Origin of the sequence: Streptomyces sp. NPDC058231 (assembly GCF_042882275.1) — a bacterium.
Taxonomy (GTDB): domain Bacteria; phylum Actinomycetota; class Actinomycetes; order Streptomycetales; family Streptomycetaceae; genus Streptomyces.
In genome coordinates this window covers 17843-41924 of sequence record NZ_JBHVWN010000022.1, presented here as the reverse complement: position 1 = coordinate 41924, position 24082 = coordinate 17843, and the positions used below count along the sequence as shown (strand labels likewise).

Sequence of the window (24082 nt, the reverse complement as noted above, 5' to 3'; positions counted from 1 at the left end):
TATATAGGCGGTGCGGCGCAGGCGGCAAGAGAGTTGTCGATGCGTTTCCAAAATGTGTCGGCGCGCCGCACGGGCGACGGCACGTCCTGTGCCGCGTGACGGGAAACCGGCACTGCGGCGCCCCTGGACAGCCGACCGGCCACGTGCTGTCATACGCCCGGACGCCAAGTTTCCAACGTTGCAATGCAGTTGCCGTACGGGCACCCGCCCGGCGCGACGGCAGCCTCTGCGCTGCGCGGAAACAGCGGCCGATCCGGTCCGGCTCGCCTCGGCCGCACGTGCGTCTCATGTTCCCCCACCTGAGCCGGACTTCTCGCACCGCCGGCAGAGCAGGAGCTCCCCCGCATGCCCCTGAACCGCAGACAGCTCATGGCAAGCGCACTGGCCACCACCGCGGCCGCCACCGCCCTGTCCAGCCGCTGGGCCACCACCGCCACCGCTTCCGAGAACCGGGTGAGGGCCGCCCGCGGCGGCCACTACTCCCCCAATGCAGCGCCCCTGCACCCCACGGCGTTCCTGAAGCTGCCGCCCGGGCGGGTCACCGCGCGAGGCTGGCTGGCCGGACAGCTCCGGCTCCAGCTGGACGGACTGTGCGGCCGTTACGAGGAGTTCTCGCACTTCCTCGATTTCACCGCCACCGGCTGGGTCCGGCCCGACCTCGGCGGCTGGGAGGAGGTGCCGTACTGGCTGCGCGGCTACACCGACCTGGCGATCGTCACCGGGGACGCCAAGGCCCTGGCGGCCGTGCGCCGCTGGTTCGACGCGATCCTCACCACCCAGCAGTCCGACGGCTTCTTCGGCCCCAAGGCGCTGCGCACGTCGCTGAACGGCGGCCCGGACTTCTGGCCCTTCCTCCCCCTCGTCCAGGCGCTGCGCTCTTGGCAGGAGTACAGCGGCGACACCCGTGTCATCCCGTTCCTGAGCAAATTCTTCCGCTACATGAACACCCAGGGACCGGGCGCCTTCAACACCAGCTGGATCTCACTGCGCTGGGGCGACGGACTGGACAGCGTCTTCTGGCTGTTCAACCGCACCGGCGACACCTTCCTGCTCGACCTCGCCGACAAGATCCACGCCAACGGCGCGGACTGGGGCGACAACCTGGTCAACCTGCACAACGTCAACATCGCACAGGGATTCCGCGAGCCCGCCCAGTACGCGCTGCGCAGCGGATCGGCCGCGGACACCCGGGCCACCTACGGGACGTACGGCAAGGCGATGGATCAGTACGGGCAGTTCCCCGGCGGAGGCATAGCGGGGGACGAGAACGCGCGCCCCGGTCACGGCGACCCGCGGCAGGGCTTCGAGACCTGCGGCATCGTCGAGTTCATGGCGAGTCATCAGCTGCTCACCCGGATCACGGGCGACCCGCTGTGGGCCGATCGCTGCGAGGAGCTGGCCTTCAACTCGCTGCCCGCCTCGCTGGATCCGTCCGGCAGAGCGATCCACTACATCACCAGCGCGAACAGCGTCGATCTGGACAACGTCCCCAAGGGCGCACGGCAGTTCCAGAACGGCTTCGCCATGCAAGCCTACCTGCCGGGTGTCGACCAGTACCGCTGCTGCCCGCACAACTACGGCATGGGCTGGCCCTACTTCGTCGAGGAGCTGTGGCTGGCCACCCCGGACGGCGGTCTGGCCGCCGCCATGTACGCGGCCTGCGAGGTCACGGCGAAGGTCGCCGACGGCACCGAGGTCACCGTCGTCGAGGAGACCGGCTATCCCTTCACGGACACGGTGTCGCTGACCGTACGGACGCCCAAGCACCTGCGCTTCCCCCTGGTGCTGCGGGTTCCAGCCTGGTGCGCCGCACCGGAGATCGAGGTAAACGGGCGTCGCGTCGACGCACCCGCGGGCCCCGCCTTCACCCGGGTCGACCGGACCTGGGCGGACGGCGACAAGGTGACGCTGCGCTTCCCGCAGCAGACCACCGTCCGCACCTGGCCGGAGAACCACGACGCGGTGAGCGTCGACCGGGGGCCGCTGACGTACTCCCTGCGCATCGGGGAGAGCTACGAGCGGATCGGCGGCACGGACACGTTCCCCGAGTACGCGGTGCACGCGACGGGCGCCTGGAACTACGGTCTCGTACTGGACCGGGCGAAGCCCGCCTCGTCGATCCGTACCCGCCGGAACGGCAGGGCGGCGGAGGGCAATCCGTTCACCCTCGACGGCACACCGCTCAGCCTGACCGCGCAGGCCCGGCGAATTCCGGAGTGGACCGCCGACAGTGAGCACGTGGTGGCTCCGTTGCAGGCCAGTCCGGCACGGAGCACGGAGCCGGTGGAGGAGGTCGTGCTCGTACCCATGGGCGCGGCCCGGCTGCGGATCACCTCCTTCCCGACGGTCGATCCGAACGCCGCGGCGTGGCTCTCGGACGGCTGGTACCGGATCCGCAACCGCCATTCCGGCAAGCTGCTGGGTGTGGACAACATGTCCACGGACAACAGCGCACACGTCGTCCAGTTCGACGACAACGGCACCGACGACCACCTCTGGCAGCTCGTCCCCGAAGGAGACGGCTGGTACCGGATCCGCAACCGCCACTCCGGCAAGGTCCTCGGCGTGGACAACATGTCCACGGACAACAGCGCACACGTCGTCCAGTTCGACGACAACGGCACCGACGACCACCTCTGGCAGCTGCTCTGAGCTGCCCAGGCGTTCCCTCCCGCGCCCCGCGCCGGTCCGGCGCGGGGCGCGTACCCGTCACCAGAGAAGGAGCAGAACCCATGACCCGTGCGCACGCACCCGGCAGACGGCCGTGGTGGAGAGAGTTATCCAGGCGCTTCACGATCGGCACCGGGCTGCTGGCCCTGGTGGCCACCGCGCTGGCCGGAGTCGGCGCGACACCGGCCGACGCCGCCTCCTGGTCACCGAAGCCGGCCCCGATGACCACACCCTGGACCGCCCAGGTCCCGGTGGACAACCCGCTGCCCGAGTATCCTCGCCCGCAGCTCACCCGTCCCGACTGGGCCAATCTCAACGGCATCTGGGACTTCGCGGTGACCGGCCGCGTCGCGGGCCGGCCCGCGACGTTCCCGGACAGCATCCGCGTCCCGTTCGTGGCCGAATCGGCACTCTCCGGAATCCAACGGAAGATCACCGAGAACGACAAGCTCTGGTACAAGCGGTCGTTCACCGTGCCGGCCGGCTGGAACGGCCGCCGGGTGCAGCTGAACTTCGGTGCCTCGGACTGGCAGACCACCGTCTGGGTCAACGACACCCAGGTCGGCGCCCACAAGGGCGGCTACGACTCGTTCTCGTACGACATCACGCCGCAGCTGAACGGTGGTACGAACACCGTCGTCGTCTCCGTCCACGACCCGACCCAGACCGGCGGCCAGGCCGTCGGCAAGCAGCGCATCAACGACGTCACGCCGCACTCCGGCGGCGGCATCTTCTACACCGCGGCCTCCGGGATCTGGCAGTCCGTCTGGCTCGAACCGGTCGCCACCGCGCACATCGCCCGGCTGGACATGACCCCGAACCTGACCGACAGCACACTGCGGGTGAAGGTGCAGGGCGCCGCCGCGGGCGGCCGCAGCGCCCGGGTCACGGTCTCCACCGGAGGAAACGTCGTCGGCACAGCCACCGGGGCGGTCGGCTCCGAGATCTCAGTCCCCGTTCCGAATCCGCATCTGTGGGACCCTGACGACCCGTTCCTGTACGACGTGAGGGCCGACCTGCTCGACGGGTCAGCCACCGTCGACTCCGTCGGCAGCTACACCGGTATGCGTTCCATCGCCGTCGCCAAGATCGGCAACATTCTGCGCCCCGTCCTCAACGGCGCGTTCGTCTTCCAGAGCGGCACCCTGGATCAGGGCTACTGGCCCGACGGCATCTACACCGCTCCCACCGACGCGGCGCTCAAGTCCGATCTGCAGGCGCACAAGGACCTCGGGTTCAACATGGTGCGCAAGCACATCAAGGTCGAACCGCAGCGCTGGTTCTACTGGGCGGACAAGCTGGGTCTCCTGGTCTGGCAGGACATGCCGGCGATGGACACCGGCAAGTCCCCCGACAGCGCCGCCCGCACCCAGTGGGAGGCCGAGTACCACGCGGTCATCGACCAGCACCGCAGCTCACCGTCGCTCGTCATGTGGGTGGACGAGAACGAGGGCTGGGGCCAGTACGACCAGGCCCGCATCGCCGACGAGGTGAAGGCGTACGACCCGTCCCGCCTGGTCGACAACATGAGCGGCGTCAACTGCTGCGGGTCCGTCGACGGCGGCAACGGCGACGTGGTCGACAACCACAACTACGTCGGCCCCGGCAACACCGCGCCCACCGCGACCCGGGCCGCGGTGCTGGGCGAGTTCGGCGGGCTGGGGTACAAGGTGCAGGGCCACGAGTGGTATCCGGGCGGTGGATTCAGCTACGAGGACCAGGCGAGCACCGCCGCGCTGAACAACCGGTTCGTCGGACTGCTCGACGGCATCCGCGTCGGGCAGATGCCCGCAGGGCTCTCCGCCTCCGTCTACACGGAGATCACGGACGTCGAGAACGAGGCGAACGGGCTGCTCACCTACGACCGCCAGGTGGTCAAGGTGGACGCCGCCCGGGTGAAGGCCGCCAACCAGGCCCTCATCAACGCCTCCCGCACCACGACACCGCCGGTCACGCTGCCCACCGGGTACAGGTCGCTGCGCGTCACCACGCCCGGGTACACCGACAAGTATCTGCGTCACTACGACGGTCTGGCGTTCACCGCGGTGGTGAACGGCGGCAGTGACCCGCTCCTCAGGAACGACGCGACGTGGAAGATCGTCGCCGGCCTCGCCAACAGCAACTGCTATTCGTTCGAGTCCCGCAACTATCCCGGCGAGTTCGTCCGTCACCGCGACTTCCGGGTCAGGCGCGAGGCGGACGACGGGTCGGCGCTGTTCCGGGCGGACGCCACCTGGTGCGCCGTGGCCGGCACCGGCGGGGTGAGGCTGACCAGCGCCAACCTGCCGGGCAGCTATCTGCGCCACATCGACTCCGAGGTGTGGCTTGCCACTCCGGGCGGTGGCCACACCTGGGACAACCCGGCAACGTTCACCGAGGACACCACGTGGGCCGTGGAGGCCCCCTGGGCGCCCTGACCCCGGACGCCCCGTCCGCGCACAGGTCGCAGGACGGCCCGGCAGCGACAGCACCACCGCCGCTGCCGGGCCGCTCCACGTACACGGGCGGCGCACCCGGTCGGGGGACCGCTCCCGGCGGCGCGGGCTCCGACCCGCGCCGCCGGGAGCCGCCGGTCCGGCCGGAGCCCTACGGCTGCTCGCTGTCGTGGAGCGCGCTCACCTCGTCGGCGGTGAGTGCCTTGTCGAAGACGCTCACCTGGTCGATGGAACCGTTCCAGAAGTCGCCCTTCTCCGCCGCGTACTGGGCGCGCCCCACGGAGAGCGGCCCGGTGCTGACGTCGGCGGGACCGGCCGCGGCGGTCGAGACGAGCTTCCCGTCGAGGTAGAGCTTGACCTCATCACCGTCGCGTACACCCACGAGGTGGTACCAGGCGCCGAGTTCCGGCTTCATCTCCAGCCGCGCCCGGTTGCCGCCCGGGGTGCTGAACGCGAAGGCGCCCTGCCCGTACTGGAGGTAGAACGGATTCTCCGTCCGCCTGCCGTCCTGGCTCACGGCGGTCGCGTAGTTGGCCGGGAGCGAGTCGAGCGTCACCCAGGCCGAGACCGTGTAGTTCCCGGTGGTGTCGACGGCGGGACCGCTGGTCTGCGCGTACTGGCCCTGGCCGTTGAACTTCAGTGCGGAACCGTGCACACCGGTCGTCCACGACGTGCCCTCGCTCAGCGTGAGGCCGCTGTGGTTGGGACCGAGGTCGGCGGCGGTGGTGCCCTTGCCCTCGTCGAGCGGCCAGCTGGCGCCGCCCTTCACCTCGTCGCGGTGACCGGCTGCCGCACCGGCGGCGATGACCTGCTGGTTGATCTCCCGGACCTTCTCGGGGTCGACCTTGATCTCGCGCCGGTCGTAGGTCCAGAGTCCGTTCAGCTCGTTCTCCAGGTCGGTGACCTGGGTGTAGACCGAGCCGGACAGTTCGGCGTTGGCCGCCGCGAGGTAGTACGTGCGAGTGTTGTCGACGTACTTCGCGGTCAGGGCGTCCTTGTCCGCCACACCGCTGTAGATCGCGGCCGGCGCCCCGGGCCACATGTGTCCGGGGGTACGGAGCGTGAAGCCGCCGTGCTCACCGTCCATCGCCGCACGGTCGTCCGGGAAAGGCGCCTCTCGGTTGAGGTAGTCGTGGTGGTCGATGATGTCGCCCTTGCCCGAGTCACCCTTCGACGAGCAGCAGTTGACACCGCTGTGGGCATTGACGACGCGGGACGGGTCGGCCGCCTTCACGGACTCGGCGATCTTCCCGGTCTCGGTGCGGTCCCACTCGCCCCAGCCCTCGTTGAAGACGATCCAGCCGCCGATGGACGGCGAGTTGTGCAACTGCTGCATCATCTGCTCGCCCTGGGTGAGGAAGGCCTGCCGGCCCTTCTCACCGGTGATGTCGCTGGAGACGAAGTCCTGCCAGACCAGCAGGCCGAGCTGGTCGGCGTGGTAGTACCAGCGGGCGGACTCCACCTTGATGTGCTTGCGCACGGCGTTGAAGCCGAGGTCCTTCTGCGCCTTGAGGTCGAAGGTGAGCGCGGCGTCACTGGGCTGCGTGTAGAGACCGTCGGGCCAGAAGCCCTGGTCCAGCATGGCGAGCGAGTAGAACGGCTTCCCGTTGAGCACCAGCTTCTGGTAGCCGCCCACCTTCGCGATCCCGATGGAGCGCATCCCGAAGTAGCTGCCGACGGTGTCCTTGGAGCGGCCGTCCGTCAGGGTGACGTCCAGGTCGTAGAGGTACGGGTCGTCGGGGGTCCAGAGGTGTTCCTTGCCGACGGGCAGGCTCAGCGGGGCGTTGGCCCGGCCGCTGACCGTGCCGACGACCCGGCCCTTCTTGTCGCGGGCGACCGCCGTGACACGGGCGCCGGACGAGGCGGCGGCGGAGTTGACCGTCACCGCGAGGGTGCTCCTGTCGATGTCGGGCGTCGTGGTCAGCGAGTCCACGGAGGCCGCGGCGACCGGCTCCATCCACACCGTCTGCCAGATCCCGGAGGACGGGGTGTAGACGATGCCGCCCGGGTTGCTGGACTGCTTCCCCTTCGGCTGGTCGGGGCCGGTGGTGTCGGTGACGGCGACGACGATCTCCTGCGGGCCGCTGCCCTTGATCGCGTCGGTGATGTCGGCGCTGAAGGAGGTGTAGCCGCCGGTGTGTTCGGCGACCTTCCTGCCGTTGACCCAGACCACGGACTGGTAGTCGACGGCGCCGAAGTTGAGCTTCAGGCGCTTGCCGTCCTTGCCCTTGCCGTCCTTGCCGACGGACCAGCTCCTGGGCACCGTGACGAGCTTGCGGTAGAACATGTGGTCTTCATGGCGTTCGAGACCGGAGAGCTGCGACTCGACCGGGAAAGGCACGGTGATGCGCTCGCCGAGCTTCTTGCCGAAAACCGGCTGCTCGTCGGCGGTGGCGCCGGCGAACTCCCACGGGCCGTTGAGGTTCTGCCACTGGTCGCGCACCTGCTGCGGGCGGGGGTACTCGGGCAGCGGGTGGTTGCGGTCGAGCTTGTCGCCCCACGTCGTGGTCAGCCGGTGCGTGGAGAGGTTCTTCGCCGTGCGGCTGATCTGGGGAACCGTCTCGCCGCCGGCCTGGAGCCCGCCCTTCCCGTCGTACGCCACCCGGACCTGCTGGCCCTTCTGGACGGGCGCCGTCAGGTCGACCAGCAGGGCGTGGGAGTTGTTGGACGCCTTGGCCACGGACTTCACCGGTATGGGCGAGGTGTCGGCCTCGACGGCAAGGTGGTCCTTGAGCTCGCCGAGGTTCTTGACCTCGTCCTTGAAGGTCGCCTGGAGGCGCTGCCCGTCGTCGGCGACGGTCAGCGCGACCGGGTAGACCTCGAAGTCGGCCGGGGGTGTGAAGGCGGACTCGGGGACGATCTGCTTCTTGAGCTTCGCGCTGGACCAGCGCAGGAACATGTTGGCGCCGCCGGTGTCCTGGAACATCTCCAGGCGGAACTGGTGCGGCACGCCCGCGGTCAGGGTGACCGGCTTGCCGGTCTGCTCGTTGTCCCAGTCCGGCAGCCAGTGGTCGATGACGACGTTTCCGTCGATGAAGAGCCGGAAGCCGTTGTCGCCGCTGGCGGAGAAGGTGTAGTCACCCGTCTCGGGGGCCGTGATGCTGCCGGTCCAGCGGGCGGTGGTGTTCTCCGTCTCCCCGGTGGTCGACTCGAATGCCCCGGTCAGACCGGGGAAGTTGATCTGCGGGTCGAGGGCGACTCCGCCGAGCTCGGCGAAGTCGCGTGCACCCGGAGCGGACATCCGGAAGTACTCGCCCTTGAGTCCGTGCACATCGGCGGTCGGGTCGTCGTGGGCGAACGCCTTCGCCGTGGCGGTCGCGCCCGCGGGGGCGGCGGCAGCGGGGACGGCGGCAGCGGCGGGAACCAGAGTGGCGCCGAGCGGAATCAGCAGCGCGGCCGTACAGGCCATCGTTCTGAACAGAACTCTGGGGCGGGTCAGTTGTCGTCTCAAGGCGTCGTCCTCGTCGAGAGCTGGAGTGCCTCGCACACAACGAGGCACGCACACAATCGAACATTGAGCCACAACATCAAACGCATCACAACGGTCGTGCACGGAGAATTTTCAACGATAGAAAGAGACGCCGGGCAACCCGGCGAGCCGACCGTGCGGCCCGCTCGCCGGGAACCGGGAGCGATCGGTTGCCCCGCTAGTGCGGGAGTCCTGAAGTCGCCGTCCCCCAGGTGAAGTTGGGAACTTCGGCCAATCGGTGGGCAATGGTGCCGCCTCGGGTGACGAGACTCGCGTCCGTCCAGGACCGGCTGTCGGCACGCCCGTCGACCCGCACCGCGTCGATGTACGGATGTGTGGCATCGGCGTCCGGGGCGCTGACCGTGATGTCCTTGCCGCGTGCCCGGTCGATCACCGCGTCCGGGAAGAGCGGGGCACCCAGCAGCATGGTGGCGCTGCCCGGTGTCTGCGGGTACAGGCCCAGCGCCGAGAAGACGTACCAGGCCGACATGGTGCCCAGGTCGTCGTTGCCGGGCAGTCCGCCGGGGCCCGTACCGTACACGGTGTTCAGGATCTCGCGCACCGTCGCCTGCGTCTTCCACGGCTGCCCCAGCGCGTTGTACAGCCACGGTGCGTGAATGCCCGGCTCGTTGGTCGGGTCGTAGCGCAGGGCGTCTCCGCCCTTCACCGACCAGGTCCCGTCGGCCTTGTGGAAGAAGCCGTCCAGCCGCTGGGCGGCCAGTTCCCGCCCGCCCATGGCCTCGGCCAGCCCCTGAACGTCCTGCGGAACCATCCAGGTGTACGTGGCGCTGGTGCCCTGCGCGAAGCCCAGGTCGCTGCCCGGGCTGAACGGGGTCACCCAGGAGCCGTCGAGATTGCGTGCCTGGACGTAGCCGGTGGTCCCCGCGCCGTCGGTGGCCGCGGAGTTGAACACGTTGCGCCACCAGCCGCCCCGCTCCTTGAAGGACTTGGCCTCCTCGTCACGGCCGAGCAGTTCGGCCCAGCGGCCCAGCGCCGCGTCGGCGACCGCGTCCTCCAGCGTCTCCGCCGCGCCGCCCCAGCAGTGGCACACGTCCTGGGCCGCGTAGTGCGACGTCAGGTACTGCGCGAGATTGGGCCGCTGCCCGGTGCACTGGCCGGGGCATCCCGCGTCCGAGAGTCCGCCGTCGACCGGGACGGTCGCCTGGCGGGCCAGCGATTCGAAGGCACCCTCGTAGTCGAAGTTCCGCACACCCATCGCGTAGAAGGTGGCCAGGGTGGCCGCGGTCGGGTCGCCGGTCATGACGTGCGTGGCGCCGTTGATGTGCACCCAGCGGTCCCACACGCCGCCGTTCTGCTGCGCGAAGTTGTACAGCGACTGGGCGAAGTCGCCGGCGATCTCCGGCTTGAGCAGGGCGAGCAGCTGGATCTGGGCCCGGTACTGGTCCCACCCGGAGAAGTTGCTGTACTGCGCCCCCTGCCCGCGCCGTACCCGGTGCGGCGCGCCGTCCATGCCGGGATAGCGGCCGTCGGTGTCGCTGATCAGATTGGGCTGCATGAGGGAGTGGTACAGCGCGGTGTAGAAGGTGGTGCGCTGTGCGGTGCTGCCACCCCCGATGCGTACGGACCGCAGTTCCCGGTCCCAGGTGCGGCCGGCCGCGGCCGCGACGTCGTCGACCCCGGCGTGCGGCGCCACCTCCGCCTTCAGATTGGCTTCCGCTCCGGCGAGGCTGACGTACGAGATGCCGATCCGCATGTGCACGTCGCTGTCGGCGCCGGTGTCGAACCCGACCCAGCCACCGGATCCCCGGCCGGCCCGGTCCGCGCCGGTGGCGTACCCCTCGCCGCCGGCGGCCGTGGTCGCGCCCGGGGCGATCGTCCCGTCCTGCCATGTACCGGTCGAGGAGAAGCCCCGGTCGAAGGAGGCGCTGAAGTAGAGCCGGTAGTAGCTCTTGCGGTTGTTGGTACCGCCGTTGGCCCGCCGTCCGCAGAACGCGCCGGTGAGCACCGATCCGGTCACCTTGTGGTGCACGGGGTCGATGTCGACCTGTGCGTCCTCGCTGCCGTTGAGGGAGTTGGAGACGCGGAAGAGCAGATTGGCCGGCTTGCCGGCCGGGAAGGTGAAGTCGGCCACGCCCGCGCGCCGGCTGACCGCGAGGTCGGCCGTGGCACCGTTGTCGAGCCCGACCGAGTAGCGGCCCGGCACCGCGCGCTCGTCGTCGTGCGAGAAGTTCGCGGCGTAAACGGCGTCCTTCGTATCGGCGGACGGCGAGGAGGTGACGTCACCGACGAACGGCATGATCGGCACGTCACCGGCGGCGCCCGGGTTGCACCCCGCGCCGTTGACATGGGTCAGGCTCAGCCCGCGCAGCCGGGTGGCACCGTACTCGTAGCCGTTGGCGGCACCGGTGCTGGTCTGGTCCCCACGGGTGCTCGTCGGAGACCAGCCGATCATTCCGTACGGGAGCGTGGCGCCCGGGTAGGTATTGCCGCCGTTCGCGGAGCCGATCAGCGGATCGACGTAGGCGACGGGGTGCGGGACGAGGCCGGAGGCCGCTTCGGCGGCCGGCGGCATGACCGCGGCGGCGAGCGCGCCGGTCAGGATCACGGCGGCCGTTCGCGCGCCGAAGCGCCTCGCCGCGGGCAACGGTCTGGGGGGCATGTCGCAGCACCTTCCACATGTGGACAACGTTGTCAGGAGTCGGGAACCGGCCGGTAAGACGGTGATCGATTCGCCGCCGAGCGTAGATGCCGCGGGCGCGCGAGGGAATGCCGGGAACGGCATGTCCGGTGAACGGGCGGTGAACGGAGGCGACGGCCGGCCGCATTGCCGGCCGATGTCCACATACGGCCCCGACAGCGGCAGTTGCACCCCGGCCGGTCGATGAGTACCGAGATGTACGACGGTACCTCCCGCCTGTGCCCACCCGATGGCGAGCGCCGTCACCGAGTCGGTCGTGGATGTACGCGCCGGCTCACCGGGCGCTGAACGACCGCGCCCGCGCCGGCGGTTCGGGCCGTTTCGGTGCCGCGCGGCCCGGGGCCGTTCCGCGCTTCCGACCGAAGTGCCCCGACGGAAGGGCACCTTGCGGTAGCACGCCCCGGATGGGCACCGCCCGGAGTAATTCGTGCGCGGATCCGGTCACGCTGTGACAGGGTCCGGTCGAGCGGATGACCCTCTCCTCCACGAACCCACGAACCCACCAGCCCACCAGCCCACCAGCCCACCACAGGAGTGTCCCGTGGCGACTCCACCGCGCCTGATTCCCCTGATGCGGCAGTTCGACTTCGCACGGGAGCGCCTTACCGCCCGGCTGACCGGTCCGGTCATGGACAGCGGCAACGGTACGGACATCGCAGTCCCGCCCATGACCGACGAGGAGTACCTCTGGGAGCCGGTGCCGGACTGCTGGTCGGTCCGGCGGCACGCGGAGGGACCCGGGCCCGGAGCGACCGTGCTGGTCGGCGCGGGTGACTGGGGCCGCGACGCGACACCTCCGCCGCACCCCACGCCGCCGCCGTTCACCACCCTGGCATGGCGGCTGAGTCACCTCAGCGAATTGCTCGCGCTGCGCGCCGACCACACGAACGGCAGCCGTACCCTGACCCGGGACGACCACCTGGTCCCCGGGGACGCCGCCGGGGCGATCGCGGTCTTCGACTCCGGCGCCACAGCCTGGCGGAAGGCGCTGCTCGATGCCGACGACGCGGCGCTCGACACCGTGGGACACAGCGCGTACCCGTACGGCAGCGACCCGGAGGACCCGTTCATCGAGACGGTCTGGTGGGTCAATCAGGAACTGCTGCACCACGGGGCCGAGATCGCTCTGCTCCGCGACCTGTACCGCGCACGGCAGCGTTGACGCGCAGCTCCTCGCTGCGGCCGTCAGACGCGAAAGGCCCCTCGAATTCGCCGACGGCAGGGCCCTTTCGGGTCAGACGGCGCGAAGGTACTGGTCAGGCTTGTGCACCTCGCCGCTCAGCTCGCGCGCCGCGTGCTGGGCCCACGACGGGTTCCGCAGCAGTTCCCGGCCGAGGAGCACCGCGTCCGCCTGCCCGTCGGCCACGATCTTCTCCGCCTGCTGCGGCTCGGTGATCAGCCCCACGGCGGCGACGGGCAGCGAGGTCTCCGCCCGCACCCGGGCCGCGAACGGGACCTGGTATCCGGGCCCCGTCGCGATGTGGGCGTTCGGTGCGTTGCCACCGCTGGAGACGTCCAGCAGATCCACACCGTGGGCCTGGAGCTCCGCGGCCAGCCGTACCGTCTCGTCGACGGTCCAGCCGTCCCGCTCGTCCTCGTCGTTCTCCGTGAGCCAGTCCGTCGCCGAGATCCGGAAGAACACGGGGAGCTCATCGGGCCAGACCTCGCGCACGGCGTCGACGACCTGGAGGGCGAACCTGGCACGGTTCTCGAAGCTGCCGCCATACTCGTCGTCACGCCGGTTGCTGTGCGGGGAGAGGAACTGCCCGACCAGGTACCCGTGCGCGCCGTGCACCTCGACGACCTGGAATCCCGCGGCGAGGGCGCGGCGAGCGGCCTCACGGAACTGCTCGACGACGGCGTGGATCTCGTCCACGCTCAGCTCGTGGGGTACGGGGTATCCGGCGTCGAACGGAACGGGACTGGGCGCGACGGGCTGCCAGCCGTGTTCGTCGGCCCCGACGGGACCGCCGCCCAGCCAGGGCGCGGCCGTCGAGGCCTTCCGGCCTGCATGGGCCAGCTGGATGCCGACGGCCGAGCCCTGGCTCCTGACGAAGTCGGTGATCCGGCGGAGGGCGGCCACCTGGGTGTCGTTCCAGATCCCGAGGTCCGCGGGGCTGATCCGGCCTTCGGGGCTGACGGCCGTCGCCTCGGTGAGGATGAGACCGGTTCCGCCGATGGCGCGTGCCGCCAGGTGGGCGAAGTGCCAGTCGGTCGCGACGCCCGTGTCCGGCCCCACCGCGTCCGCGCTGTACTGGCACATGGGGGCCATCCACACCCGGTTGGGTATGACGAGCGACCTCAGGGTGCGGGGCTCGAAAAGGACACTCACGGCGGACTCCGTTTCGCCGGGACGACAGGATCGCTTGTACGATACCTTCCGTAGTACGACGCCCGTCAAATTACGAAACCACTCGTACAACGTGGTCGAGGCTCTCCCCGGTTCCCCGGGAAGAGCCTCGACCACGGGCCGGTCACGACTCAGGCGCGGCGCCGCAGCGTGATCTCCGCGTCCGCGTCGTACCCCTGGGTCCAGGTGCGCCCGGCGCCCGACTTCCAGGTGATTTGCGCGGTGGTCCCGTCGACCCTGACGGATTCCACCGTCATGGCCCCGGCGCCGTCGCGCACATCACCTCGGCGCAGTTCCTGCGCCCTGACGGTCACGGGCTCCGCCGACAGCGCGCTCTCCGCCTCGTCCGCCGCACGGGCGAGAGCCCCGGCCAGTTCCCGGGCCCGGGCAGGGGTGCAGAGCAGCGAGAACTCCCCCGACGGGCCCGCCACCCGGAGCTCGACCCCTGCCCCGACGGGGGTCACGCCCAGGATCGCACCGGGTGCGCCGGCGTCCTCGGTCCCACTGTTCATCGCTCTGCTCCCCTTGCCCGTCCCACGGCTCACTTCAGCCGGAGGCTCTCCGGCGGGCCCAGGTAGCTGGGCTTGAGGCCGCCGGTGTCGACCACCAGGTTCTGCAGCACCACCGTGGGGTCGACCATCCAGAATTTCAGCACATGCACGCCGGACCGGCCGATGTGGTGCACCGTACTGGTGAGGTTGACGTTGTCGGAGGTGTTGCGCGCCCACTGGACGTTCATGGTGCCGTCGTCCGAACCTGTCACCGCCGTGATGTTCACACTCTGCGGCGCGTCGTCGTCGAAGGACACCGCGTACGTGAGGCCGTCGGACGCCAGGGCGTTGTTGCGCGGCGACAGATAGGCGTGCACGGTGACCGGTCCCGTGGTGAACAGGGTGACCTGATACTCCAGCCGCGGACCGCTGCCGCCCGGCTTCTGGCGGGCGGAGGTGACCGGGAAGGGTTCCATGCCGGCCCCGGTGCGACCGATGCCGGGGATGCGCTGCCAGGTGATCCCGTTGCCGCCGACGGAGCGCGAGTAGTGGTCGGCCTCGATGGAGACGTATCCGTTGGCCTCGACGAATCCTTCGAGGTGCGAGCGCGGAACGTCCGGGTGGTCGACGACCGCCTGGACGACCACGTCACGTCCGCCCGGACCGCTGACCGTGACGGGGACCTTCGTGACGCCCTTGGGCGCCCGCGACCAGTCGACACGGAAGGTGACCCGGTCCTGCTTGTCGACCCGCCCTCTGACGCGGTCGGCGACGAGCCAGGAGGCACCCGTCCTGATCCGGTAGTCGAAGGGGGCGGCGCCCCGGTTGAACACCTCGATGTACTGCGCGGCCTGGCTCTGGTACGGGCTGAACGTCGGCAGCACGGCCGCGGCACTCGCTTCGGGCCACCACTGGTCCGAGCCGTCGACGGCCACGCCCATCTCTGCGCCGGCCGGCAGGTCGATGCGCTTGACCGCGGGGAACAGCACGTCCTTGAGGGCGACGTTGTTGAGCTCGGGCTGCTGCCAGGGGGCGTTCGGCCCGTAGCGGTCGACGTCGCCGTAGTCGATGTGCGGCTGGGTCTGGAACCCCTGCCACTTACCTCCGGCGATCTTCGTGCTGAAGCGGTCGGACAGCGCCAGGTCGTCGGCGAGCCTGGCCTCCGCGGCAGCCGCCAGGTCGTTGGTGAGGGCCCGGCCCTGCGCCGCGTAGTGCAGGTTGGTGAACTCGGCCTCGCGCAGTGCGTACAGGTTGGCGGTGGCCTGCACCTCGTAGCCGACCAGTTCGTACCAGGCGTCCTGAACGGAGGCGGGGAGCTTGCGGCTGATCCGCTCGGCGTCGGCCCCCAGCTTCCGCCACTCCTCGGTGACGCGCTCCAGCTCCCGGTAGTCGGTGAGGCTGAACGGGGACGCCTGGTCGTCGTAGACGATCGCCGACGCGTCCTTGGCGGGGTCCTTGGCCGGGTCGAGGGTGATCTTCCGGTTGAGCAGCTCCGGCTTGCGGCGGGACTGCAGCCGGGCATAGGTACGGAGCACCTCGGCCACCTCCTCGGCCTGCTGCTCGCCGAAGTTCTGCCGGGCGTACTGCTCCTCCCACTCCGGGAGCCGGTCCAGGGTCCAGCGGTCGGGGTTCCAGGCGTACTCCAGGAAGAACTGCGTCGGCAGTTCGTTGCCCTTGAGGTCACCGACGTTGGTGATCCAGAGGCCGTGGTTCCCGTAGGCGACGGACTGGTGGAGCTGGTCCCACATGTTCGGCAGCGAAGTGGTGTCCACCCACTTGTAGTTGCGGCCGGCCCCGACGTAGTCGAAGTGGTAGTAGAGGCCGTAACCGCCTTCGCGGGCATCGCTCTTGAGGTCGGGGACCTTGCGGATGTTGGCCCAGTTGTCGTCGGTGAGGACGACGGTGACGTCGTCGGGCACCCGCAGACCGCGGTCCCAGTACCGCTGGACCTCCTTGTAGAGCGTCCACACCTGCGGAATCGTGGTGACGTCCTTGCCGGAGACCTCGGCCAGGATCTGCCGCTGGGTGGCGATGATCTCGGTCATCAGCTCGATGCCGTCGCCGTCGGGCAGGCTGACATCGCCGTTCCCGCGCATGCCGAGGGTGACGACGCCCTCGAAGTCCTCGTCCTTCATCCGGCGGATGCCCTCGGTCCAGTACGCCTTGAGCGCTTCGGCGTTGTGGCGGAAGGACCACTCGCCGGTGCCGCCGAAGGGGTCGTGACCAGGGGTGGTGATGTTGCCCGCACTGTCGCGCACAGCGGCGACCGCGTGCCGGTTCCACTCCTCGATGCCGCGCATCATGGGCGCCTCGTGCGAGGTGCCCATGACGACTCCGTACGCCTTCGCGGTGGCGTGGTTCTTCGGGTCGTCCTCGGCGAACGCGCGTCCCCAGACGGCCGGCCAGAGGTAGTTGGCCTTGAGCCGCAGCATCACTTCGAAGATCTTGGCGTAGAAATCGGCGTTGAAGCCGTTCTCGAAGCCGGGCGCCTTGCCGGGACCGAAGAACGCCGGAGCCCAGGTGCCGAGCGCCGGGTTCTCGTCGTTGATGAAGAACCCGCGGTACTTCACGGCCGGGGTGCCCTGGGTGTGCCGGCCGGGCAGCACGTACAGCCCGTCCCGGTGTACGGGGGTGACGTCGTCCCACCAGTACCAGGGCGAGACGCCGATCCCCCGGGACACGTCGTACGCACCGAAGATCGTGCCGCGCTGGTCGCTGCCCGCGATCACGAAGGCCCGGTCGACGCCGGGCAGCGGCTTCTCCACCACGGTCTGGAGGCTGGTCTCCCACTTGCCCGTGATGCCGGAGACGTTCAGCTTGCGCGCGGCGATCAGTCCGTCGATCAGCGGGCTGCGGCCGATGGTGCCGACGATGACGATCTCGCGGGCCTTCGGTACCGCGCCCCGTGAGAGAACGGGGCGGACGCCGGTGACGCGCTCGATGTCGGTCTGGAGGTCACCGGCCACCCGGACGACACCGTCGTAGTCGCTGTCGCTGACCACGACCGGCGCCGCCTGCCCCGCCCTGACCAGCGGGAAGCTGCCCGACCGGGGGGTGAAGGAGATGTACGCGCCGGAGTCCGTCGGCAGGCCGGACACGCCCGGCGTCGCCGCCGATGCCTCCCCGGAGATCCCCAGCAGTGAGCCGAGAGGTGTTGCCGTCAGGGCGGTGAGCCCCAGTCCGAGCCCCAGAACAGTTCTGCGGCTGGCGTGTTGCGGGAAGTGCCTTTCCATACTGCTCTCCCATTTTTGTTTACACTCATGACAAATCGGAGGGTGTGAACCTTGGCGAATTGGCGAGGACGGGTTGGTTCGGACGCGGGGCGAGCCCGCGTCAGTCAGTGGTTACGGACACGGAGGCGGGCTGCGGCAGTGCGGCGCCCACCAGGTCGTCACCGTCGGGCGAGGGCGACACAGCGGCGACGATCGCGTCGGCCGTCGCGTCGGGCTCCGGACCCAGCAGGCCGACCGCGACGTACACCACCAGTGAGGTCACCAGCGGCGTCACGATCACAACGGTCTGGTCCGTGCTGTCGAGCACGAACTTCACCAGGACGTAGCCCAGCAGTCCGAGCGCCCAGGAGGACAGGGCGGCGCGGGGGCCGCACTTCCGGAAGGCGGGCAGCAGCCCCAGCAGCATCGGTATGGAGATCGGACCCATCACGGCCGCGACCAGACCGACGATGATGCCCAGCACACCGCCGAAGTGATCCGCCTCGATGGCGACGACCATGCTGATGGTGATGAAGGAGACGGTGCACACCCGGGCGATGAGCAGTCCGGTCGCCGGCGGCAGGTCCTTGGCGCGGCGCACCACCGCCGGGATGATGTCCCGGGTGACGACCGCGGAGACCGCGTTGGCGTCCGACGAGGCCATGGCCATGGTGTGCGAGAACATGCCGGCGAGCGTCAGCCCGACCAGCCCCGCGGGCAGGTACGACTCCGCCATCAGCGCATAGACCTTCTGCGGGTCGGCGATGTCCGGCAGCAGGACGGCCGCGGCGACGGGCGGGAACAGCAGCACTGCCGGCCACACCACGTACAGGGCGGCGGAGAGCCCGGCCGAACGGCGGGCGGCCTTCGGGGTGTCCGTGGCCATGTAACGCTGGGCCAGGTTCCACATGCCGCCGTTGTACTCGAAGAGCTTCACGACGGCGTACGCCCCGAGGAAGGTGGCGGTGTAGGAGCCGACCAGCGGGTGGCCGTGTCCCTCGGGGAGCCTGTGCCAGAGAGTGCCGAGGCCGGAGATTCCGTCGCCGAGGCGGTCCAGGACCACCCAGACCATGGCGAGCGCCGCGACGCCCTGGATGACGAACTGGCCGAAGTCCGTGAGCGCGTCGGCCCACAGCCCGCCGACGGTGCAGTACAGCAGGGTGACGACGCCGGTGATCAGAATGCCGGCCGTCATCGTCATGCCGGTGAACACGTTGAGGAGTACGGCGACCGAAGCCCATTTGGCGGCCACGTCGAACACCTTGAGCAGGGCCCCGCTCCAGGCGAGCGCCTGCTGGGTCGGCACGTTGTAACGCTTGGCGAGGTATTCGAGCGGTGAGGCGACCGCGTAACGCTGCCTCAGCCGGTTCCAGCGCGGGGCGAACAGCCAGGCGCCCACGGCGGTGCCCAGGGCGAGCGGCAGGAACGCCCAGACGTAGACGGTGATGCCGTAGCTGTACGCGATGGCCGCGTAGGCGACGAACACCGCGGCGCTGTACCCGGACATGTGGTGGGAGATGCCGGAGAGCCACCAGGGCATCCGGCCGCCACCGGTGAAGTAGTCGCTCACATCGCCGACGCGTCCGTGCGACCAGAGACCGATGAGAAGCATCACCAGGAAGTAGCCGCCGAGGGCGACCCAGTCGAGCCAAGCCATGAAAGCTCCTTGATGTGCCTTGAATTGCCTTACTGCGCAGAGGGGGACCGGGGCCGGGGACGGCTCCGGGGCGTGTGGCGGACGACAGCGGGAGGCTGCCGGCCGCCACACATCACCAGCGGGGCGTCTTCTTCACGTAGGACGGATCGATCCGCTGCATGTAACCGGTGTCGTCCCTGTTGCGCAGTCCGCACGTGAGGTACTGCTCGTGCAGGCGGGCGAGGGCGTCGCGGTCGAGTTCGACCCCGAGCCCCGGACCCCGCGGAACGCGCACGGCACCGTCGGCGAAGGTGAGCGCACCCGGCTCCACGACCTCCTCGGTCTTCCACGGCCAGTGGGTGTCACAGGCGTAGGTGAGGTTGGGCGTCGCGGCCGCCAGATGGGTCATCGCGGCCAGACTGATGCCCAGGTGCGAGTTGGAGTGCATGGACAGCCCCATGGAGAAGTTGTCGCAGATCCCCGACAGCAGCCTGGAACGGTGCAGACCGCCCCAGTAGTGGTGATCGGAGAGCACCACCTGTACCGAGCCCTGCTCGACAGCGGGAGCCAGGTGCTCGAAGGCGACGACGCACATATTGGTGGCCAGGGGGATCGGCGTCTCCCTGGCGACCTGCGCCATGCCGTCCAGCTCCGGGGTCGGGTCCTCCAGGTACTCGAGGACACCCTCCAGCCGTCGGGCCACCTCGATCGAGGTCCCGACGCTCCAAGCCGCGTTGGGGTCGAGCCGCAGCGGAACGCCGGGGAAGGCGTCACGCAGGGCCAGCACCGCATCGATCTCCTCCGCGGGCGACCGGACGCCGCCCTTGAGCTTGATCGCGGTGAAGCCGTACTCGGAGATCATGCGGCGGGCCTGCGCGACGATCGACTCCGGATCCAGTGCCGTGCCCCAGCCGTCCGGCTCCTGCCCGGGATGCGCCGCCCACTTGTAGAAGAGGTAGGCACTGAACGGTACGGAGTCCCGTACCGCGCCCCCGAGCAGGTCGCTCACCGGCCGGCCCGCCGCCTTGCCCTGCAGGTCGAGGCAGGCCACCTCGAACGGGGAGAACACCCGGTCCACGGCGCTGCTGGTGGTGATCATCCCCGTCAGCCCCGAGCCGCCGGTTCCGCTGTCACCGGCCAGGACTTCGGCCACTCTGCGGTGCATGGCACCGAGCGCGTACACGTCCATACCGGTGATCGCGTCCGCGGCCGCCCGCAGCCGTCGCAGATGCCCCTCGTCCGCGTAGGACTCGCCGAGGCCGACGAGTCCTTCACCGGTGTCGACCTCGACGATCGCGCGCAGTGCGTACGGTTCGTGCACACCCACCGCGTTGAGCAGCGCCGGGTCACGGAAGGCGACCGGGGTGATCCTCACAGCGTGGATCCGGAGGCTGTTCGTCATTCCGGTACCGCCTCCGTGCCGGTTGCCATGGGTACGGTTCAGTTCCGGCCCGCGGCGAGCGCGAGGTCCTGGCTCATGGCCTTGTAGGCGGACTTGACCTTGTAGTTCTCGTCGAGGATGTTCGCAGCGCCCTCACCGGTGAAGGTGGTGGGAACCCAGGAGTACTTGTCGGTGAAGCCCCACACCGTGAAGTCGGTGCAGTGCTCGGTGAGCAGGCAGCCGCGCAGCAGCACGTCGTAGGCCTCGGCCTGCGCCTCCAGCTTGGTGCTGTCGACCGGCATCGGGATGCGGACGTCGGCCTCGGTGATCGCGGTCTCCAGACCGAGGTCGTCGAAGCGCTTCATGTTGTCGGCGATGTCGTGCGGGGCGTTGTACTGGACGTCCAAGTGGCCCTGGATACCCACACCGTGGACCGGCACGTGCTCCTTGCGAAGCTGGGTGACGAGGTTGTAGAGCGCGGTGCTCTTCGCGTTGACGCCCTCGATGTTGTAGTCGTTGATGAAGAGCTTGGCCTTGGGGTCGGCCTCGTGGGCCCAGCGGAAGGCGTCGGCGATGTAACCGGGGCCGAGCTTCTGCAGCCAGATGCTGTCCCGCATCGTGCCGTCGTCGTTGAACGCCTCGTTGACGACGTCCCACTGCCAGATCTTTCCCTTGAAGTGGGTGACCTCGTCGGTGATGTGCTTGTGCAGGATCTCCCGCAGCTGAGCGGCCGTGAAGTCACCGCCGGTGAGCCAGGAGGGCAGCTGGTTGTGCCAGACCAGGGTGTGCCCGCGGACCAGCTGTCCGTTGTCCTTGGCGAAGTCGACGAGGTCGTCCGCGGCGGCCCAGTCGTACGTGCCGCGCTGCGGCTCGACGACCTCCCACTTCATGACGTTCTCCGGGGTGACGGAGGAGAACTCGCCTGCGGCCTTGGCCCGGTAGGGCGCGTCGGCGGCGAGTGCCGCCATGTCGACCGCCGTACCGATCCGCACGCCGGCGCGCTCGCCGAGACCGGCGAGGCTGTTGGCGGCGAACTCGCTCTTCGGCTTGGCGTGGTGGCCGTTGTGCTCGGGCGAGGCGTTGGCGGAGAGAGTGAACGTGGAGACCAGGAGGGCCGCGGCGGCGGTGCCGATCACGGTGGCCTGAGTTGCCTTGCGCATGACAGATCCTTCTCAGTTGGCGGAATCGAAAGTTTCGGAACCCTCCCCGCACATGTGCCGGGGAGGCCGAGCTTCGGAACAGAGAGATTCAGGAGCGGAGACGACGTTCAGGTACAGGGGGCCGGGGAACGGGAGCGATCAGGGCCGGGTGGGACCGCTCCCGTTCCTCGGGCAGGGTCAGGCCGGTTCGACCGTCGTGTCGCAGACGAGCCTGCGCCGGTGATCGACCCTGCGCTCGGGTCCGGTGAGCCGGAGCCGTACGGTCTGCCGGATGTCCGCGGGCGCGCTGGATGCCGCGAGCCGCAGCTCCAGATCGCCGGGCTCGACGATCCGGCGGCCGCCGATGCCGGTGAACGACACCAGGTCGGCGTGGAAGCCGAACCGGACCCGCCTGGCCTCTCCTGCGGCGAGCTCCACCCGGGCGTACCCGATCAGCCGTACGTCGGGGCGGGTGGTCTGGGCGACCGGGTCGTGCACGTACAGCTGCACCACCTCGGCGCCGGCGCGGTCGCCGGTGTTGCGGACGGTGAGTTCGATGTCGACGGAGCCGTCGGTGGGGAGTTCGGCCGGGACCGGGTCTCCGGACTCCCACGCGAAGGAGGTGTACGACAGACCGTGTCCGAACGGGTGGAGCGGCGTCGGGTCCAGGTTGCTGACCCCGTTCGCAAGTCCCAGCGGCGGCTGCAGATACGTCCATGGCTGGCCGCCGGGGCCCTGCGGCACACCGATCGGGAGCCGGCCGGAGGGGTTCACCCGGCCGGAGAGCACACCGGCCAGTGCCGGACCGCCCTCCTCGCCGGGGAAGAACGCCTGCACGGTGGCGGCCGTCCGGTTAGCCCAGCGGCCCAGCGCGTACGGACGGCCCGTCAGCAGCACCAGGACCACCGGAGTTCCGGTGGCCAGCAGTGCGTCGAGCAGCTCGCCCTGGACACCGGGCAGGGAGAGGTCCGCGGCGTCGCAGCCCTCACCGGATGTGCCGCGCCCGAACAGTCCGGCCCGGTCGCCGAGCACGGCGACGCACACATCGGCGTGGCCTGCGATCTCGGCCGCCGCCGCGATGCCGGAGGTGTCCGTGCCGTCCACGTCGCAGCCGGCCGCGGAGCTGATGTCCGCGTCCGGGAACTCCGCGCGCAGCGATTCGAGGACGGTCGGGATGTCGACCCCCATCGGCACCTCGGGGTGCGAGACGCCGACGTGACTGGGGAAGGAGTAGCAGCCGAGCATCGCCAGCGCGTCGTCGGCGCGCGGCCCGACGACGGCGATCCGGCCGGCGCCGCCGAGGGGCAGTGCCCCGTCGGAGTTGGCGAGCAGCACGACGGCCTGCTCCGCCAGCTGCCGGGCGAGTGCCCGGTTCTCCGGCGGGTCGAGGTTCACCGTGGCACGTGCCTGGTCGGGATCCGTCCCGGTGAGCACGGCCGGCAGCGGCGACCACTCGGGGTCGAGGAGTCCGAGTTCGCACTTCTGCAGCAGCACCCGGTGCAGCGCCCTGTCGACCAGCTCCTCGGCCACGATGCCGTCGCGGACCGCGCCGACGAGCACGTCGCCGTAACTGCGGACGGTCGGCAGTTCCACGTCGACCCCGGCCGCCAGCGCAAGGCGGGCGGCGTCGGCACGGTCGGCGGCGACCTTGTGCAGGGTCTCCAGGAAGCCGATGCCGAAGTAGTCGGCGACGACGGTGCCGGTGAAGCCCCAGGTGTCCCGGAGCAGTTCGGTGAGCAGGGTGGGGTCGGCGGCCGCGGGCACACCGTCGATCTCGGCGTACGAGTGCATGACCGAACGGGCACCCCCTTCCCGTACCGCCATCTCGAACGGCGGGAGGGTCACGTCCGCCATCTCCCGCGCGCCGGCCCTGACCGGTGCGAGGTTACGGGCCCCCGCCGACGCGGCGTACCCGGCGAAGTGCTTGAGGGTGGCGACGATTCCGGCGGACTCCAGGCCACGGACGTACGCGGTGGCGATGGTGCCCACGAGGTAGGGGTCCTCACCAATGGTCTCCTCGACACGGCCCCAGCGCAGGTCGCGCACCACGTCGAGGACGGGCGCCAGTCCCTGGTGGACGCCGACCGACCGCATGTCGCGGCCGATCCGGTGAGCCATCTCGGTCACCAGATCCGGGTTCCAGGCTGCTCCCCAGGACAGCGGCACGGGGTAGGCGGTGGCGCCCCATGCGGTGAAGCCCGCCAGGCACTCCTCGTGTGCGAGTGCCGGAATGCCGAACCGGCCGGCCTCGACGATCCGGGTCTGGGCGCGGGCCAGCGAGACCGCTCCGACACCCGGGTCGACGGGGGCGGTACCGAACGGCCGGGTCAGCTGGCCGAGTCCGCGGGTGGTGAGCTCGTCCCAGTCGACCGGGTCGACCATGTCGTTCTGGTGCGGTGCGACCCCGTCGCCATCGGCGTCGGCGCCCACCCAGACTCCGTACAGCTGCGCGGCCTTCTCCTCCAGGGTCATCCGGGCGACGAGGTCGGCCACCCGCACCTCCGGGGTGAGGGACGGGTCGCGCCATGGGCCGTCGACGGCGGGGACCGGACCGGCTCGGAGTGCGTGCGGGACAGGGTGGATTGCCATGGGGGCAGGAGTTCCTCTCATGAGTGCGGTGGCGCGGGGCGGCGTGGGTGA

12 protein-coding genes are annotated in these 24082 nt (G+C 69.9%); 3 read left to right on the top strand and 9 right to left on the bottom strand.

All coding sequences use genetic code 11. From position 1 onward, the window contains the following. Positions 1-345 precede the first annotated feature (345 nt). Positions 346-2652 (top strand): beta-L-arabinofuranosidase domain-containing protein, encoded by a 2307-nt coding sequence (locus ACFVXE_RS17350; protein ID WP_389671985.1) that lies wholly within the window; start codon positions 346-348, stop codon positions 2650-2652. A gap of 80 nt (positions 2653-2732) precedes the next feature. After that, positions 2733-5087 (top strand): AbfB domain-containing protein, encoded by a 2355-nt coding sequence (locus tag ACFVXE_RS17345; protein ID WP_389671984.1) that lies wholly within the window; start codon positions 2733-2735, stop codon positions 5085-5087. 169 nt (positions 5088-5256) lie between these two features. Here ACFVXE_RS17345 and ACFVXE_RS17340 read toward each other — a convergent pair whose 3' ends face one another. Together ACFVXE_RS17340 and ACFVXE_RS17335 are read right to left on the bottom strand one after the other, a co-directional pair. Then, on the bottom strand, positions 5257-8556 hold the full coding sequence (locus ACFVXE_RS17340) for a LamG-like jellyroll fold domain-containing protein (protein WP_389671983.1): 3300 nt from the start codon (positions 8554-8556) through the stop codon (positions 5257-5259). A 196-nt stretch (positions 8557-8752) separates the two neighbouring features. Beyond that, positions 8753-11194 carry a GH92 family glycosyl hydrolase gene (locus tag ACFVXE_RS17335; protein WP_389671982.1) on the bottom strand — a complete coding sequence of 814 codons (2442 nt, stop codon included), beginning with the start codon at positions 11192-11194 and terminating at the stop codon, positions 8753-8755. A gap of 580 nt (positions 11195-11774) precedes the next feature. Here ACFVXE_RS17335 and ACFVXE_RS17330 point away from each other — a divergent pair. Further along, a complete protein-coding gene (locus ACFVXE_RS17330; RefSeq protein WP_389671981.1) occupies positions 11775-12395 on the top strand; it encodes a DinB family protein in 621 nt (206 codons plus the stop codon). Positions 12396-12467: 72 nt separating this feature from the next. Here ACFVXE_RS17330 and ACFVXE_RS17325 read toward each other — a convergent pair whose 3' ends face one another. The 7 genes from ACFVXE_RS17325 to ACFVXE_RS17295 form a co-directional block, all read right to left on the bottom strand. Then, positions 12468-13565, bottom strand: coding sequence for an NADH:flavin oxidoreductase/NADH oxidase (locus ACFVXE_RS17325; protein ID WP_389671980.1), 1098 nt, complete (start codon positions 13563-13565; stop codon positions 12468-12470). A 149-nt stretch (positions 13566-13714) separates the two neighbouring features. Beyond that, a complete protein-coding gene (locus ACFVXE_RS17320; protein ID WP_389671979.1) occupies positions 13715-14095 on the bottom strand; it encodes a hypothetical protein in 381 nt (126 codons plus the stop codon). A gap of 29 nt (positions 14096-14124) precedes the next feature. Continuing rightward, positions 14125-17307 (bottom strand): glycosyl hydrolase 115 family protein, encoded by a 3183-nt coding sequence (locus ACFVXE_RS17315; RefSeq protein WP_389671978.1) that lies wholly within the window; start codon positions 17305-17307, stop codon positions 14125-14127. Positions 17308-17407: 100 nt separating this feature from the next. Next, a complete protein-coding gene (locus ACFVXE_RS17310) occupies positions 17408-18943 on the bottom strand; it encodes a sodium:solute symporter family protein (protein WP_389671977.1) in 1536 nt (511 codons plus the stop codon). Positions 18944-19055: 112 nt separating this feature from the next. Further along, entirely contained in the window at positions 19056-20324 is a 1269-nt protein-coding gene (locus ACFVXE_RS17305; protein ID WP_389671976.1) for a glucarate dehydratase family protein, read from the bottom strand. A gap of 38 nt (positions 20325-20362) precedes the next feature. Continuing rightward, a complete protein-coding gene (locus ACFVXE_RS17300) occupies positions 20363-21463 on the bottom strand; it encodes an endo-1,4-beta-xylanase (RefSeq protein WP_389671975.1) in 1101 nt (366 codons plus the stop codon). Between the two features lie 177 nt (positions 21464-21640). Continuing rightward, a complete protein-coding gene (locus ACFVXE_RS17295) occupies positions 21641-24031 on the bottom strand; it encodes a glycoside hydrolase family 3 N-terminal domain-containing protein (RefSeq protein ID WP_389671974.1) in 2391 nt (796 codons plus the stop codon). Between the last annotated feature and the right edge of the window lie 51 nt (positions 24032-24082).